Genomic DNA, 14,122 nt, shown 5'->3' with positions numbered 1-14,122 from the left:
GCGGCGAGTCTAGTGAGGTGGTCGTTCGGGTTGCTAATGAAGTCCGGGTGACGCGGGCCGGGTCAGACCTGCGCGCCGTAGGTCACCCGCGGCTTCGGGACGCGCAGGCGGCGCAGCTGGCTGGCCCGGATGAACGCGTACCAGCCGATGGACAGGCCGCGGGAGGCGTCCTGCGGGAACTTCCGCCGCACGCGCTTGGTGACCAGGCGGCCCAGGACGACGCCCTCCACGACCATCGCCAGCAGCATGAACGTCGTCAGCAGGGTCGCGTACTGCTGCACGGCGGGCGCGGGGACCAGCAGGGCCACGAAGACCAGGATCGCCAGCGGCATGAACAGGCCCATGAGGTTGCGGCGGGAGTCCACCAGGTCCCGGATGTAAGCCTTGACCGGCCCGCGGTCGCGGGGGAGCAGGTACTTGTCCTCGCCGGCCATCATCCGCTGGCGGCGCTCCACGGCCGCGGCGCGGCGCTCCTCCTTCGACACCTTGTTGCCGCGCATCCGCTTGAGCGCCTCGCGCTGGGTGCGCGGCGGCGGCGGTACCGGGCCCCGGCGCCGGTTCTCCGCCTCGCGGCGCTTCGGGGTGGGCTTGCCCTTGCCGGGGGTGCGCGCCGGGTCGGTGGCCGACGCCTCCACCGGGGTGTCTTCGGCGGGCGGGGCGGCTTCGTCGGGGTTGCGGCGCAGGAACCTCACTCCCCAAGAGTAGGAGATGCCCGGTTGCGTACCCTTCGCGAGGTGCGGGTCGTCATCGCGCCGGACTGCTTCGGCGGAACGCTGAGCGCGCGGGAGGCCGCCGGGGCCGTCGCCGCCGGCTGGCGGCGGGCCGCGCCGGGGGACGAGCTGCTGCTGCGCCCGCTCGCCGACGGCGGGCCCGGGTTCGTCGACGTGCTGCACGCCGCGCTGGGCGGCGAGGTGCGCCGGGAGGCGGTCACCGGCCCGCGCGGGGAGCCCGTCGAGGCGCGGTGGCTGGAGCACGACGGGACCGGCTACGTCGAGTCGGCCCAAGCCTGCGGCCTGCACCTGGTGCCGGCGGACGAGCGGGCGGCCGCGGCGGAGACCGCCGGCACCAGGGGCGTGGGCGAGCTGGTCGCCGCCGCCCTCGCCCGCGGCGCCCGGACCGTCGTGGTGGGGCTCGGCGGCTCCGCGACCACCGACGGCGGCGCCGGGCTGCGGGAGGTGCTGGCCGACCCGGCCGCCGTGGCGGGCGTCGAGCTGGTCGTGGCCTCCGACGTGGCGAACCCGCTGCTCGGGCCGCACGGCGCGGCGCGCGCGTTCGGACCGCAGAAGGGCGCTTCGCCGGAGGCCGTGGCCCGCCTGGAGGCGCGGCTCGCCGGGATGGCGGAGCTGGCGGCGGTGCGCGACCTGCCGGGGGCGGGCGCGGCGGGCGGGCTGGGCGCGGCCCTGCTGGCGCTGGGCGCCCGCGCGACCTCCGGCGCGGGGCTGGTCCGGCGGCTGACCCGGCTGGACGACGCGCTGGACCGCGCCGACCTGGCGGTCACCGGCGAGGGCTCGTTCGACTGGCAGTCGCTGCGCGGGAAGCTGGTCACGGCGGTGGCGGGCGCCGCCGCCGAGCGCGGGCTGCCCTGCGTGGTGCTCGCCGGCCAGGTCTCGGTGGGGCGGCGCGAGGCGGCGGCGGCCGGGGTCCAGGAGGCGCACTCGGTCGCCGAGCACGCCGGCTCGGTGGCGGCCTCGCTCCGCGACCCCGCCGGGACGCTGGCCGCGCTGGCCCGGGACGTGGCGAGTCGGTGGTCACAGCGCGGCTCGTGACGGTTGTGGGACGATGGTGGGAGGAACAAAGCGGGTACCGCCCGTGTTTGCAGGGAAAGATGCCCGCAAAGGACCTCTTAGGGAGAGCCATGACGACTGCTCAGGATGCAGCGACTCCGACTCCTGACGCACCGCCCACCCACGGCGTGACGCTGACCGACGCGGCGGCCGTGAAGGCGAAGGCGCTGCTCGACCAGGAGGGCCGCGACGACATGCACCTGCGCATCGCCGTCCAGCCCGGTGGCTGCGCCGGCCTGCGTTACCAGCTGTTCTTCGACGAGCGCACGCTCGACGGCGACGCCCTGCGGGACTTCGGCGGCCTCAAGGTGGCCGTGGACCGCATGAGCGCCCCGTACGTCGAGGGCGCGGTGATCGACTTCGTGGACACGATCGAGAAGCAGGGCTTCACGATCGACAACCCGAACGCGGGCGGCTCCTGCGCCTGCGGCGACTCGTTCCACTGAGTTCGGACAGCTCCGCGGAAGGGCCCCTGCCGGTCGAGGCGGGGGCCCTTCGCGCTTCCGGGGCCTCGGGCGCCCTGCCGCTGCGGGGCCGCGGCCGGCGGGGCTGCTCGTGGTCGGCGGGCGCCGGGGCTTCAGCGGTCAGAGGGGGCCGGGGCTTCGGCGCGACCCCCGGGCTCGGCGCGACTCAGACGTAGATCTCCAGGCCGGCCACCTGCGCCGCGCACGCGTCGGTGACCTGCCAGGGCTCCGCCGCGCCCGGTTCGGGCAGCGACCCGCCCCGCGGGCGCAGTTCCGCGGGCATCGCGGCGCAGTCCTCGATCAGCTCGTCCAGCGTGTCCGCTTCCGGGTTCCTCACGTCGGGCGACGTTAGGCGGGCCGTCGCCCCGGCGACAGCCCTACCGGGCGGTAGTCGCCGGTGGGGCTGCCGCCCGCTCAGGCGCGGGCCGCAGGGGCCCCGGCGCGCCGCCGAGCCCGCCGGGCTGTAGGGCCCGGATGCCCACCGGATGCCGGAGGGCATCCGGTGGGGCCCCGGATGCCGGAGAGGCCCCCGGCGGTGCGCCGGGGGCCTCTCGTCGAGCACGTCGGCCGGGTCCCGCGGGACGCGGCCGGCCGGTCAGAGCTTGACCGGGTAGTGCGGCTCGGGCACCTGCGGGCGGATGCGGCCCTCCACGAAGATGCCGTGCCAGATCATGAACACCAGCAGCGCCCAGATGCGGCGGCTGTTGTCCGCCACGCCCGACCGGTGCTCCTCGATGACCCGCAGCACGGCGCCCTTGTCGATGTACTGCTCGGTCTGCGACTTGCGCACGATGTCGATCGCCCACTCGTGCATCTCGTCCTTGAGCCAGTGCCGGATCGGCACCGGGAAGCCCAGCTTGCGCCGGTTGAGCACGTGCGCGGGCACGATGTCGCGGATCGCCCGGCGCAGCGCGTGCTTGGTCGTCTCCTTGGTCAGCTTCAGCTCCGACGGCACCTGGGAGGCGATCCGGAACACCTCGGGGTCCAGGAACGGCACCCGCAGCTCCAGCGAGTTCGCCATCGTCATCTTGTCGGCCTTGACCAGGATGTCGCCGCGCAGCCAGGTGAACAGGTCCACGTGCTGCATCCGGGTCACCGGGTCCCAGCCCTGCGACTCCCGGTAGGGGCCGGCCGTCACGTCCTGGTGCGACACCGCCGGGTCGTAGGTGCGCAGCACCTGCCGCAGCTGGTCGTCGAGGAAGATCCGGGCGTTGCCGTAGTAGCGCTCCTCCAGGGTCAGCGCGCCCCGCCGCAGCAGGTCCTTGCCGCGCACGCCCTGCGGGATCTTCGTGGACACCCGGCCCATGGCCTTGCGCAGCGCGCCCGGCACCTTCTCGAACGGCGCCAGCGACAGCGGCTCGCGGTAGATGGTGTAGCCGCCGAACAGCTCGTCGGCGCCCTCGCCGGACAGCACGACCTTCACGTGCTCGCGCGCCTCGCGGGCGATGAACCACAGCGGCACCAGTGCCGGGTCGGCCACCGGGTCGTCCAGGTACCAGGTGATCAGCGGCAGGGCGTCCATCATCTCCTGCGCCGTCACCGCCCGGACCACGTGCTTCACGCCGATCGCCGCCGCCGACTCGGCCGCCACGTCGATCTCCGAGTAGCCGGACCGCTCGAACCCGGTGGTGAAGGTGATCAGGTCCGGGTTGTGCTCCTTGGCCAGCGCCGCGACCACCGTCGAGTCGATGCCGCCGGACAGGAACGAGCCGACCGTCACGTCCGCCCGCATGTGCTTGGCCACCGAGTCCCGCAGGGCCTCGGTGATCTCGTCGTAGAGCCGGTTGGCGTCGGCCTCGCCGTGCACCGCGCGCGGCCGGAACGTCGCCGGGAAGTACCGCTCGACCACCGGCCGGCCGCCCGGGGCCACGGTGAACGACGTGCCGGACTCGATCCGGTGGACCCCTCCGTGCAGCGACTCCGGCTCGGGCACGTACTGCAGGATCAGGTAGTGCTGGAGCGCCTTGCGGTCCAGCTCGGGGCGGATGCCCAGGGTCGGCGCCAGCTCCAGCACCGACTTCTTCTCGCTGGAGAACGCCACCCCGCCGGGGCCGGCGGCGTAGTACAGCGGCTTGATGCCGAACGGGTCGCGCGCGCCGAAGACGACCTTGCGCTCGGAGTCCCAGATGAGGAACGCGAACATCCCTCGCAGCTTGGCCACCGCCGCCGGGCCCCAGTAGTGGTAGGCCGCGACGATGGTCTCGGTGTCGCCGTCGGTGGCGAACACCGCCCCGAACTGCTTGGTCAGCTCGGCCCGCAGCTCCAGGTAGTTGTAGATCTCACCGTTGAAGTTGATGGTGTACCGGCCGGGCAGCTCCGGCGGGCCCCAGTGCAGCGGCTGGTGCGAGTGCTCGATGTCGATGATGGCCAGCCGGTTGAAGCCGAACACCACCTGGCCGCCCTGCCAGGTGCCCGTCTCGTCGGGGCCGCGGTGCCGCTGGCAGCGCATCGCGGCGGCCACCGCCGAGCGACCCTGCTCGGCTTCGTTCTCGCCAGGGCAAACCAGTCCAACCAGGCCGCACACGCCGTTGCACCTTTCGTGGGGTGTGGAGAAGTACCCAGTATGCCGGGACCCCTTCGTGTGACCGAAACTGCACCGCGCTGGTGCTGCCCCCGAGGGGTGTTCACCCGTCGCCTGAGCTACGCTCCCGCATGATCCGGCAAGGGCTCGCTATCGCCCTTGCCTGCGAGCTTTCAACGAGGAGGCGGCGAGCAGTGGGCCTGAAGGAGGGCACCAGGGCAGCGCGGCTGGCGAAGGTCGCCGGGCTGGTCGGCCTGGTCGGCGTCGGGGCCACCGGTTGCTCCACGGATGAGGTGCTGCGCTTCGGCTGGCCGGTGGCCGTGACGCCGCAGGCCGAGCGGATGCGCGAGCTGTGGACCTGGTCGGTCGTCGCCGCGCTCGCGGTGGGCGTGATCGTCTGGGGGCTGATCCTCTGGTCGGTGGCCTTCCACCGGAAGAAGAGCGAGGAGCTGCCCCGCCAGGTGGCCTACAACCTGCCGCTGGAGCTCGTCCTCATCGTCGTGCCGACGATCATCGTCGCGGTGCTGTTCTACTTCACCGCGGTCACGCAGAACTACGTCATCAAGAAGTCCGGCAACCCGGACGTGCGGGTCGACGTGATCGCGTTCCAGTGGAACTGGGAGTTCAAGTACCCCGAGTACAAGACCGACCGGGACGACCAGCCGGTGAGCACGGTCGGCTCGTCGGGCGAGATCCCGCTGCTGGTGCTGCCCCAGGGCCGGTCGATCGAGTTCAAGCTGGCGTCCACCGACGTCATCCACTCGTTCTACGTGCCGGAGTTCCACTTCAAGCGGGACGTCTTCCCCGCGGCGAAGAAGAACAACCAGGACGACTCGTTCGAGATCAGCCAGATCGACCGGACCGGCTCGTTCGTCGGCCGCTGCGCCGAGCTGTGCGGCGTGTACCACGCGGTGATGAACTTCGAGGTCCGGGCGCTGGAGCCGGCCGTGTTCGACCGGTACATGTCGCTGCGCGAGAAGAACAACCCCCAGACGGGGCTGCCGTACACCGCCGCGGAAGCGCTGACCGAGCTGGACTGCGGTGAGCTGTGCACGCCGTACGCGGTCACGACCAAGCCCTTCGACACCGACCGGACCGTCCGCGAGGCGTCCGGCGGCGGGAAGTAGGAGGACGCTGCGATGAAGGTCGAAGCCCGCATTTTCGACTTGGTGATGGCGTTCTCGTTCGTGGTGGCCGTGGTGTACGGCTACTGGACGTGGGACTCCTCGGGCGCGGTCGAGCCGACCGGCACGGTGGCGCTGGCCCTGACCGGCGGCCTGGCCCTGATCGTCGGCACGTACTTCCGGTTCGTCGCCCGGCGCATCGAGGTGCGCCCGGAGGACAACGCGGACGCCGAGGTCTCCGACGGCGCCGGTGAGCTGGGCTTCTTCAGCCCCGGCTCGTACTGGCCGATCGGCCTGGCGGCGGCGGCGGCGGTCGCGGGCCTGGGGCTCGCGTTCTGGCACGTGTGGCTGCTGGTGATCGGCGCGGTGCTGGTCCTGATCGCGGTCGGCGGGCTGGTGTTCGAGTACCACACGGGTCCGAACCACAGCTGAGCCGCGTTACCCCGGTCCTCGCTCTCGGCGGGCCGCCCTCCCGGTGACGGGAGGGCGGCCCGTTCGGCGTTCCAGGGGGTTCTCGGGGGCCGGTGGGGGCTCTGGGGGGTTCTGGGAGGGTGGTCCCCGCTGCCTGGCTCAGGCGGCCTTGTCGGAGCCCTGGTAGCGGTCGACGTACTCCTGGCCGGTCAGTTCGAGGATGCGGTAGACGACCTCGTCGGTGACCGAGCGCAGCACGGGCAGCGACTCGTGCATCCCGGCGTAGCGGGAGAAGTCGAGCGGGCGGCCGAACCGGATGGTCACCGGCCGGATGCGAGGCAGTTTCGCGTCCACCGGCTGGACCTCGTCGGTGCCGATCAGCCCGACCGGGACGACCGGCGCGCCGGACTCCAGCGCCATCCGCGCCACCCCCGTGCGCCCCCGGTGCAGGCGGCCGTCCAGCGAGCGCGTGCCCTCGGGGTAGATGGCGAACGCGCCGCCGGAGGCCAGGATGTCGGCCGCGGTGTCCAGGGAGGCGCGGGCGGCCCTCCCGACGCCCCGGCGCACCGGGACGTGGCCCAGCGAGCCGAAGAAGTACCGGGAGAGGGCTCCCCTGAGGCCGGAGCCCTCGAAGTACTCGGCCTTGGCGAGGAACGAGACGCGCCGCGGCACCACCATCGGGATCACGATGCTGTCGATGAACGACAGGTGGTTCGGGGCCAGGATGACGGGGCCCTCCGCCGGCACGTTCGCCAAGCCCTCGACCGTGGGCCGCCACACCAGCCGCGCCGTCGGCGCGACCACCCGCTTCATCACCGTGTAGAGCATGGGGACAAGCATCCCCTGAACCTGTTACCGATCAGTAAAAAGGTGGCTGACGCCTCAGGAGGAGCCCCCGGAGGAGCTTCAAGAGCCGAAGAGCGAGGGGCGGTGAGGGAGGGGTTGAAGGGCGAAAGAGTCCTCGCCGGACGGGCAGGCCGCCAAGGATGAGGGAAGGGCGCTGCGTCCCATCCCCGTATGGCCTGGTCGAAGACCACCACGCTTGTCCGGGGAGCGCAAGCGAAAAGCGTGCTTGCGCTCCCCGGACAAGCGTGGTCCCCTGCGGGCAGGCCATACGGGGATGAGAAGCAGGAGGTGGGGTCTGCGCTGCGCGCGGGCGTCGTGCGCGGGGTCAGGAGTCGGTGAGCTGGGCTTTCAGCTCGGTGGAGCGGGCGGCCCAGCGGCGCAGGAGGTCGGCTGTCGCGCCGGAGTCGACGGCCGCGCCGGCCCGGCCCATCGCGGCCGCCAGGTCGGCGTGCAGGTCGTCGCCGAGGCCGCTGTGCGCCGCGATCGCGCCCGCCGCGTTGAGCAGTACGGCATCCCGCACGGCACCAGGCTTGCCGGCCACCAGGTCGCGCACCACCTCGGCGTTGACCGCCGCGTCACCGCCCCGCAGGTCGTCCGGCAGCGCCGGGGCGAGGCCCAGGGCGGACGGGTCGATCCGGTCGGTGCGCACGGTCCCGCCGTCGGCCACCCAGACCGACGTCGTGGTCGTCGTGGTGATCTCGTCCAGGCCGTCGTCGCCGCGCACCACCAGCGCCGTGTTGCCGCGGCGCGCGAAGACGCCGGCGATCAGGGGCGCGGCGGCGGCGCGGGCGCAGCCGATCAGGCCGACCCGCGGCTGGGCCGGGTTGGTCAGCGGGCCGAGCAGGTTGAACGAGGTCGGGATGCCCAGCTCCCGCCGCGGGCCGAGGGTGTGGCGGAACGCCGGGTGGAAGACGGGGGCGAAGCAGAAGCCGATGCCCAGCTCCTCCACCGTCGCCTGCACGCCCAGCGGGGGCAGGTCGATCGCCACGCCGAGCGCCTCGAGCACGTCGGCGGTGCCGCACTTGGACGACGCCGCGCGGTTGCCGTGCTTCACGACCGGCACCCCGGCCGACGCCGCGACCAGGGTCGCCATCGTGGAGATGTTCACCGACTGCGAGTTGTCGCCGCCGGTGCCGACGATGTCCGCCGCGCGCGCCTCCACCGTGAACCGCCGGCCGTACCGCAGCATCACCGCGGCCAGGCCGTCGACCTCCGCGGGGGTCTCGCCCTTCGCCCGCAGCGCCACCGCGAAGCCGCCGACCTGCGCCGGGGTGGCGGCGCCGGACATGATCTGGTCCATCGCCCAGGCCGTGTCCTCCTCGGTGAGGTCCACGCGGTCGATGAGCCGGTTGAGCAGCAGCGGCCAGGTGCGCTCCGTCATCGCGCTCACCCCCGCACTGAGGGCACTGCTGTCGAGCGCAGCACCTCGGCCACGGTCTCGGCGGCGGCCAGCGGGTCCAGGGGGTGCACGAGCACCGCGTCGGCCTGCGACCACGTGGCCAGCCACCGGTCGTCCCGGCGGCGCACCGCCACCACGATCGGGGGGCAGTCGGCGATCTCGTTCTTCAGCTGCCGGGACAGGCCCATGCCGCCGGTGGGCTGCGCCTCGCCGTCCAGGATGGCCAGGTCGACGCCGCCGCCGTCCATCTCGTACAGGACGTCGGCGATCGCGCCCGCCTCGACGTACTCCACCCGGCCCAGGTCCGGCGCGGGGCGCCGGCCCACCGCAGTGATGATCGTCTCACGCACCTCGGGGCGGTGGCTGAACACCAGGATCCTGGTCGTCTGCGTGCTCATCTGCGTGATCCTCCGGCGGGTCGGGTGCCAGGTGCCGGTGATGTTATCCGGCCCACCTAGTCGGACCCCTGCCGGACCTGCAGAGCGTCCCAGCCGATCCAGTCGCCGCCCAGCCGCTGCGCCAGGCCCGCCATCCGCGACCGCTCCTGCGCGCAGGACAGGGCGGTGAGCACCTGGACCCGCAAGGCGTAAGAAACGTCACCGTCGCGCAGCTCCCAGCCGTCCGGCGCGAGCAGCTCACGGGCGCGTTCTGCCTGGTCAGGGGGTAGGACGAGGTGGTGGCGCAGCACGGCTGGCGCGGTCGCGCGCCAGTGCGGCGACCGCGCCAGCGCCGCCGAGTCGGCCTCGGCGTGGTCGAACGCCTCGACCACCACCTCCAGGCCGGGTGAATCAATCCCAAGTGCGGGTTCGCCCCGCCGCGCGCGCCACCCGCGCAGCCGGCTCAGCAGCCCCATGACGCCCTCACCGCCCCGTGTGACCAGGATGACCGGCCGACCAGCCCCGGACCCGATGGGCGGGGCGAAAACCTGCAAGCAATAATGCGTCGTGTGACAACGGCAGCGCCCTCCATCGGCCAGCGCGTGCACTCGCTGAACCGCCCGAACATGGTCAGCGTCGGCACGATCGTCTGGCTGTCCAGTGAGCTCATGTTCTTCGCGGGGCTCTTCGCCATGTTCTTCACGGTGAAGGCCCAGAACGAGGGACCGTGGCCCCCGGCACCGACGCACCTGAACGTGCCCTACGCACTGTTCTTCACCATCATCCTGGTGGCCTCGTCGTTCACCTGCCAGTGGGGCGTGTTCGCCGCCGAGCGCGGCGACGTGTTCGGCCTGCGCCGCTGGTACCTCGTGACGCTGATCATGGGAGCGATCTTCGTCGCCGGGCAGGCGGGGGAGTACGTCACCCTGGTCCAGGAGGGCACCACCATCCCCGGGTCGGCCTACGGGACCGTCTTCTACCTCACGACCGGCTTCCACGGCCTGCACGTGATCGGTGGTCTGATCGCGTTCGGCTACCTGCTGGTCCGGACGAAGCTGAGCAAGTTCACCCCCGCGCAGGCGACCTCGGCGATCGTCGTGTCGTACTACTGGCACTTCGTCGACGTCGTCTGGATCGGCTTGTTCGCCGTCATCTACATCGTGCCCTGACGACCAGCACGAACCCCGAACTCACACCAGCAAGGGTTGCCGCACACATGACCACCAACACCACACGGGCCCGGAAGCGCAGCACCAAGCTGCGCAGGCGGATCTCGGGCCTGCTCGCGCTGGGCTTCGCCCTGCTGGCCGCGGGCTTCCTGTTCAGCGCCCTCGCGCCGCAGCCGCAGACCGCGCAGGCGCAGGACGACCCGGCCCAGGTGCGACTGGGTGAGCAGCTCTACAACAACACCTGCATCTCCTGCCACGGCAAGAACCTGGACGGTGTCCAGGACCGCGGGCCCAGCCTGATCGGCGTCGGCGAGGCGGCGGTCTACTTCCAGGTCTCCTCCGGGCGGATGCCGATGGCCCGCCAGGAGGCCCAGGCCCAGCGCAAGCCCGCCGTGTTCACGCCGGAGGAGATCGACGCGCTCGGCGCGTTCATCCAGTCCCGCGGCGGCGGCCCGCAGACCCCCGAGGAGCGGGGCGAGGCGCTGCGCGGCGAGGACCCGGCCCGCGGTGGCGAGCTGTTCCGGCTCAACTGCGCGGCGTGCCACAACTTCACCGGTCGCGGCGGGGCGCTGTCGTCCGGCAAGTTCGCACCCGAGCTGGACGGCGTGACCGAGGAGCAGATCTACACCGCGATGCTCACCGGCCCGCAGAACATGCCGAAGTTCTCCGACCGGCAGCTCACGCCGGAGGAGAAGCAGGACATCATCGCTTACATCAAGTCGGTGACCGACGGGAAGAACAACCCCGGCGGCGCCCCCCTCGGCGGCCTCGGGCCGGTATCGGAGGGTCTGATCGCGTTCATCGTGGGCATCGCCGCCCTGGTCGGCGTGACCCTCTGGATCGGAGCCAAGGCATGAGCGGCGAGAAGCCGAACGACCTGCCCGACGAGGCAGCCCTCGCCGGGATGAGCAGGGACGAGCTGGTCAAGCTCGGCACCAACCTCGACGGTGTCGAACTGGTGCACTACGAGGAGCGGTGGCCGGTCAAGGGCACCCGCGCCGAGCGGCGGGCCGAGCGCACCGTCGCCCTGTGGTTCGCCATCGCCGCCCTGTCCGGTCTGGCGTTCCTCGCCGCATTCCTGTTCTGGCCGTGGAAGTACCACGCGCCGAACACGCCCGACCACTTCGTCTACAGCCTGTACACGCCGGTCATCGGCTTCACGCTCGGCCTGTCGATCCTCGCCCTGGGCGTGGGCGCGCTGCTGTACACGAAGAAGTTCATCCCGGAGGAGCTGGCCGTCCAGCAGCGCCACGACGGCGGTTCCACGGAGGTCGACAAGGCCACCGTGCTCGCCGAGCTGGCCGACGCGGGCGCCCGCTCCACCATCGGCCGCCGGTCGCTGATCAAGCGGACCGCGGGCCTGGGCGCCGGCGTGTTCGGCCTCGGCGTGGTGGCGCTGCCGCTGGGCAGCCTGGTGCGCGACCCGTGGGCCGACAGCGACAGCAAGGACTCGCTGTGGCACACCGGCTGGAAGTCGGAGAACGGCGAGAAGGTCTACCTGCGCAACTACACCGGCAAGCCGCACGACGTGCAGCTGGTGCGCCCGGAGGACCTGGACGCGGGCGGTTACATGACCGTCTTCCCGTTCCGGGAGTCCGAGCGGGACGACGAGCACGCGCTGATCATGGCGACCAAGCGGGTGGACAACCCGGTCCTGCTGCTGAAGTTCCGCCCGGGGCAGCAGATCGTCAAGCGCGCCGGCCAGGAGGACTTCAACTACGGCGACCTGTACGCGTTCTCCAAGATCTGCACCCACCTGGGCTGCCCCGCGTCGCTGTACGAGCAGCAGACCGGCCTGCTGCTGTGCCCCTGCCACCAGTCGCAGTTCGACGTCTTCCACTACGGCAAGCCGAGGTTCGGTCCCGCGACCCGCGCGCTGCCGCAGCTTCCGATCACGGTGGACGAGGACGGATACTTGATTGCCCGCAGCGATTTCATCGAGGCTGTGGGTCCGGCCTTCTGGGAGCGTAAGTCATGAGCGGCATCACCACGCCGACGAAGCGGCAGAACGCCGCCGCCAGGATGGCGGGTGGCGCCGCGAAGTGGGCGGACGACCGGTTCCACATGGCCGGTGGCATGCGGAAACAGCTGAACAAGGTGTTCCCGACCCACTGGTCGTTCCTGCTCGGCGAGATCGCGCTGTACAGCTTCATCATCCTGCTGCTGTCCGGCACCTACCTGGCGCTGTTCTTCGACCCCTCCATGGAGGAGGTCATCTACGACGGCACCTTCGCCAACCTGCACGGCGTGCCGATGTCGCGCGCCTACGAGTCGACGCTGGAGATCTCGTTCGACTTCCGCGGCGGCCTGTTCGTGCGGCAGGTGCACCACTGGGCGGCGCTGCTGTTCATGGGCGCGATCGTCGTCCACATGTTCCGGATCTTCTTCACGGGCGCGTTCCGCCGCCCGCGTGAGATCAACTGGGTCATCGGCATCGTGCTGTTCATGCTCGGCGCGATCGAGGGCTTCCTCGGCTACTCGCTGCCCGACGACCTGCTCTCGGGCACCGGCCTGCGGGTGATGGCGGGCCTGCTGCTGTCCATCCCGGTCATCGGCACCTGGCTGAACTGGCTGGCCTTCGGCGGCGAGTTCCCCGGCACGGAGATCATCCCGCGGTTCTACACGCTGCACATCCTGGTCATCCCGGCCATCATCCTGGCGCTGGTGGCGGCGCACCTGGCGCTGGTCTGGTACCAGAAGCACACGCAGTTCCCGGGCGTGGGCCGCAAGGAGACCAACGTCGTCGGCGTGCGCATCATGCCGGTGTTCGCGGCCAAGGGCGGCGGCTTCTTCGCCATCGTCGTGGCGGTCACCGCCATCATGGGCGGCGTGTTCCAGATCAACCCGATCTGGAACCTCGGGCCGTACAACGCGGGGCAGATCTCGGCCGGCTCGCAGCCCGACTGGTACATGGGCTGGACCGACGGCCTGGTCCGCCTGTGGCCCGCGTGGGAGCTGTACCTGGGCGACTACACGGTGCCCGAGCCGTTCCTGCCGTTCATGCTCGGCCTGCCGCTGCTGACCGGCGTCGCGGCGGTGTACCCGTGGATCGAGCGGAAGCTGACCAAGGACTACGCGCACCACAACCTGCTCCAGCGCCCGCGCGACACGCCGGTCCGCACGTCGCTGGGCGTCATGGCCATCTCGTACTTCATGGTCCTGCTGGTCATGGGCGCGAACGACATCTTCGCGTTCAAGTTCGACGTCTCGCTGAACGCGACGACGTGGATGGGTCGGATCGGGCTGCTGGTGATCCCGCCGATCGCCTACTTCCTGACCTACCGCATCTGCATCGGCCTCCAGCGCAGCGACCGCGAGGTGCTGGAGCACGGCGTGGAGACCGGCATCATCAAGCGCCTGCCGCACGGCGAGTTCATCGAGGTCCACCAGCCCCTGGGCCCGGTGGACGAGCACGGCCACCCGCTGCCCCTGGCCTACCAGGCGGCGCCGGTGCCGAAGAAGATGAACAAGCTCGGCTCGGCCGGCCACCCGGTGCCCGGCAGCTTCCTGTCGCCGGACGCGCCGGAGGAGACCGCGGCGCTGGCGCGGGCCCGCCAGGCCCGGGGCGTCTCCGGGGACGACTCCCTGACCGGCGAGAACGCCTCGGCGGCCGAGCTGTCCGGGAAGCCGGCGCAGCCGGAGTCCTGATCGCGCGCGCAAAGGCCCCGCACCGATCGGTGCGGGGCCTTTCGCGTGCCCCGGGGCCCGCCGCGGTCAGCCCGCGGGGCGGTCAGCCCTGGTCGAGCCCGACCGAGAACGCCGCCTCCGTGTCCCGCTTGGAGTAGGACCGGAACGAGATGTGGGTGTCGGTGTTCAGCACGCCGGGGACCTTCGAGATGTGACCGGGGACGAGTTCGGCCAGCTCCTCGTGCCGCGCGACCTTCACCAGGGCGATCAGGTCGACGTCGCCCGCGCACGAGTACACCTCCGTGACCCCGGTGATGTCGGCGATCGCCTGCGCCGTGTCCGGGATGGTCTCGGCGGCGGCCTGGATCAACACGATCGCGGTGATCACGGCGTCCTCCTA

General features: G+C 71.7%; 16 protein-coding genes. 8 read left to right on the top strand and 8 right to left on the bottom strand.

The features are described from left to right. Window positions 1-62 precede the first annotated feature (62 nt). A complete protein-coding gene (locus JOE68_RS08205) occupies window positions 63-692 on the bottom strand; it encodes a DUF3043 domain-containing protein (protein WP_204841728.1) in 630 nt (209 codons plus the stop codon). A 42-nt stretch (window positions 693-734) separates the two neighbouring features. On the opposite strand from JOE68_RS08205, the gene JOE68_RS08200 reads away from it, so the two are divergent. Further along, the gene (locus tag JOE68_RS08200) at window positions 735-1,766 is read left to right on the top strand and encodes a glycerate kinase family protein (RefSeq protein ID WP_204841727.1); all 1,032 of its coding nucleotides are present in this window, start codon (window positions 735-737) and stop codon (window positions 1,764-1,766) included. Window positions 1,767-1,855: 89 nt separating this feature from the next. Beyond that, entirely contained in the window at window positions 1,856-2,230 is a 375-nt protein-coding gene (locus JOE68_RS08195) for a HesB/IscA family protein (protein ID WP_121003418.1), read from the top strand. 184 nt (window positions 2,231-2,414) lie between these two features. Here JOE68_RS08195 and JOE68_RS08190 read toward each other — a convergent pair whose 3' ends face one another. After that, window positions 2,415-2,585: a hypothetical protein gene (locus JOE68_RS08190; RefSeq protein ID WP_204841726.1), complete on the bottom strand. Its 171-nt coding sequence runs from the start codon at window positions 2,583-2,585 to the stop codon at window positions 2,415-2,417. A 258-nt stretch (window positions 2,586-2,843) separates the two neighbouring features. Next, the gene (gene asnB / locus JOE68_RS08185; RefSeq protein WP_204841725.1) at window positions 2,844-4,772 is read right to left on the bottom strand and encodes an asparagine synthase (glutamine-hydrolyzing); all 1,929 of its coding nucleotides are present in this window, start codon (window positions 4,770-4,772) and stop codon (window positions 2,844-2,846) included. Between the two features lie 191 nt (window positions 4,773-4,963). Between asnB and ctaC the strand changes: the two genes are divergently transcribed. Together ctaC and JOE68_RS08175 are read left to right on the top strand one after the other, a co-directional pair. Then, entirely contained in the window at window positions 4,964-5,896 is a 933-nt protein-coding gene (gene ctaC, locus JOE68_RS08180; protein ID WP_204841724.1) for an aa3-type cytochrome oxidase subunit II, read from the top strand. A gap of 12 nt (window positions 5,897-5,908) precedes the next feature. Next, window positions 5,909-6,325 carry a cytochrome c oxidase subunit 4 gene (locus JOE68_RS08175; protein WP_204841723.1) on the top strand — a complete coding sequence of 139 codons (417 nt, stop codon included), beginning with the start codon at window positions 5,909-5,911 and terminating at the stop codon, window positions 6,323-6,325. A gap of 138 nt (window positions 6,326-6,463) precedes the next feature. On the opposite strand, the gene JOE68_RS08170 is transcribed toward JOE68_RS08175, so the two are convergent. From JOE68_RS08170 to JOE68_RS08155, 4 genes are all read right to left on the bottom strand, one after another. Beyond that, window positions 6,464-7,132, bottom strand: coding sequence for a lysophospholipid acyltransferase family protein (locus JOE68_RS08170; protein WP_204845984.1), 669 nt, complete (start codon window positions 7,130-7,132; stop codon window positions 6,464-6,466). A 343-nt stretch (window positions 7,133-7,475) separates the two neighbouring features. Continuing rightward, complete coding sequence (gene trpD / locus JOE68_RS08165) at window positions 7,476-8,531, bottom strand: anthranilate phosphoribosyltransferase (protein ID WP_204841722.1); 1,056 nt, start codon at window positions 8,529-8,531, stop codon at window positions 7,476-7,478. A gap of 5 nt (window positions 8,532-8,536) precedes the next feature. Further along, window positions 8,537-8,947, bottom strand: coding sequence for a hypothetical protein (locus JOE68_RS08160; RefSeq protein ID WP_204841721.1), 411 nt, complete (start codon window positions 8,945-8,947; stop codon window positions 8,537-8,539). Window positions 8,948-9,003: 56 nt separating this feature from the next. Then, on the bottom strand, window positions 9,004-9,402 hold the full coding sequence (locus JOE68_RS08155; RefSeq protein WP_204841720.1) for a hypothetical protein: 399 nt from the start codon (window positions 9,400-9,402) through the stop codon (window positions 9,004-9,006). 84 nt (window positions 9,403-9,486) lie between these two features. Here JOE68_RS08155 and ctaE point away from each other — a divergent pair, with 84 nt between their 5' ends. From ctaE to qcrB, 4 genes are read left to right on the top strand one after another with little or no spacing between them, the layout of a single operon-like run. Next, window positions 9,487-10,095: an aa3-type cytochrome oxidase subunit III gene (gene ctaE, locus JOE68_RS08150; protein WP_204841719.1), complete on the top strand. Its 609-nt coding sequence runs from the start codon at window positions 9,487-9,489 to the stop codon at window positions 10,093-10,095. Between the two features lie 47 nt (window positions 10,096-10,142). Next, a complete protein-coding gene (qcrC, locus tag JOE68_RS08145) occupies window positions 10,143-10,952 on the top strand; it encodes a cytochrome bc1 complex diheme cytochrome c subunit (protein WP_204841718.1) in 810 nt (269 codons plus the stop codon). Then, window positions 10,949-12,073 carry a cytochrome bc1 complex Rieske iron-sulfur subunit gene (gene qcrA / locus JOE68_RS08140; RefSeq protein WP_204841717.1) on the top strand — a complete coding sequence of 375 codons (1,125 nt, stop codon included), beginning with the start codon at window positions 10,949-10,951 and terminating at the stop codon, window positions 12,071-12,073. The genes qcrC and qcrA overlap by 4 nt, the downstream gene beginning before the upstream one ends. Then, on the top strand, window positions 12,070-13,743 hold the full coding sequence (gene qcrB, locus JOE68_RS08135) for a cytochrome bc1 complex cytochrome b subunit (RefSeq protein ID WP_204841716.1): 1,674 nt from the start codon (window positions 12,070-12,072) through the stop codon (window positions 13,741-13,743). Before qcrA ends, qcrB begins: the two co-directional genes overlap by 4 nt. An 82-nt stretch (window positions 13,744-13,825) precedes the next feature. Here the strand turns inward: qcrB and JOE68_RS08130 are convergent, their stop codons facing one another. Beyond that, window positions 13,826-14,110: an Lrp/AsnC family transcriptional regulator gene (locus tag JOE68_RS08130; RefSeq protein ID WP_204841715.1), complete on the bottom strand. Its 285-nt coding sequence runs from the start codon at window positions 14,108-14,110 to the stop codon at window positions 13,826-13,828. Between the last annotated feature and the right edge of the window lie 12 nt (window positions 14,111-14,122).

Source organism: Saccharothrix algeriensis (assembly GCF_016907655.1).
Taxonomy (GTDB): Bacteria; Actinomycetota; Actinomycetes; order Mycobacteriales; family Pseudonocardiaceae; genus Actinosynnema; species Actinosynnema algeriense.
The sequence above is the reverse complement of the archived record's forward strand: the minus strand, read 5'-3'. Positions and strand labels throughout refer to the sequence as shown.

Excerpts from the sequence above, each read along its gene's own strand:
- JOE68_RS08195 (WP_121003418.1), top strand. The coding sequence starts at position 1,856 with ATGACGACTGCTCAGGATGCAGCGACTCCGACTCCTGACGCACCGCCC.
- JOE68_RS08175 (WP_204841723.1), top strand. The coding sequence starts at position 5,909 with ATGAAGGTCGAAGCCCGCATTTTCGACTTGGTGATGGCGTTCTCGTTC.
- JOE68_RS08170 (WP_204845984.1), bottom strand. The coding sequence starts at position 7,132 with ATGCTCTACACGGTGATGAAGCGGGTGGTCGCGCCGACGGCGCGGCTG.
- trpD (WP_204841722.1), bottom strand. The coding sequence starts at position 8,531 with ATGACGGAGCGCACCTGGCCGCTGCTGCTCAACCGGCTCATCGACCGC.
- JOE68_RS08160 (WP_204841721.1), bottom strand. The coding sequence starts at position 8,947 with ATGAGCACGCAGACGACCAGGATCCTGGTGTTCAGCCACCGCCCCGAG.
- JOE68_RS08155 (WP_204841720.1), bottom strand. The coding sequence starts at position 9,402 with ATGGGGCTGCTGAGCCGGCTGCGCGGGTGGCGCGCGCGGCGGGGCGAA.
- ctaE (WP_204841719.1), top strand. The coding sequence starts at position 9,487 with ATGCGTCGTGTGACAACGGCAGCGCCCTCCATCGGCCAGCGCGTGCAC.
- qcrC (WP_204841718.1), top strand. The coding sequence starts at position 10,143 with ATGACCACCAACACCACACGGGCCCGGAAGCGCAGCACCAAGCTGCGC.
- qcrA (WP_204841717.1), top strand. The coding sequence starts at position 10,949 with ATGAGCGGCGAGAAGCCGAACGACCTGCCCGACGAGGCAGCCCTCGCC.
- qcrB (WP_204841716.1), top strand. The coding sequence starts at position 12,070 with ATGAGCGGCATCACCACGCCGACGAAGCGGCAGAACGCCGCCGCCAGG.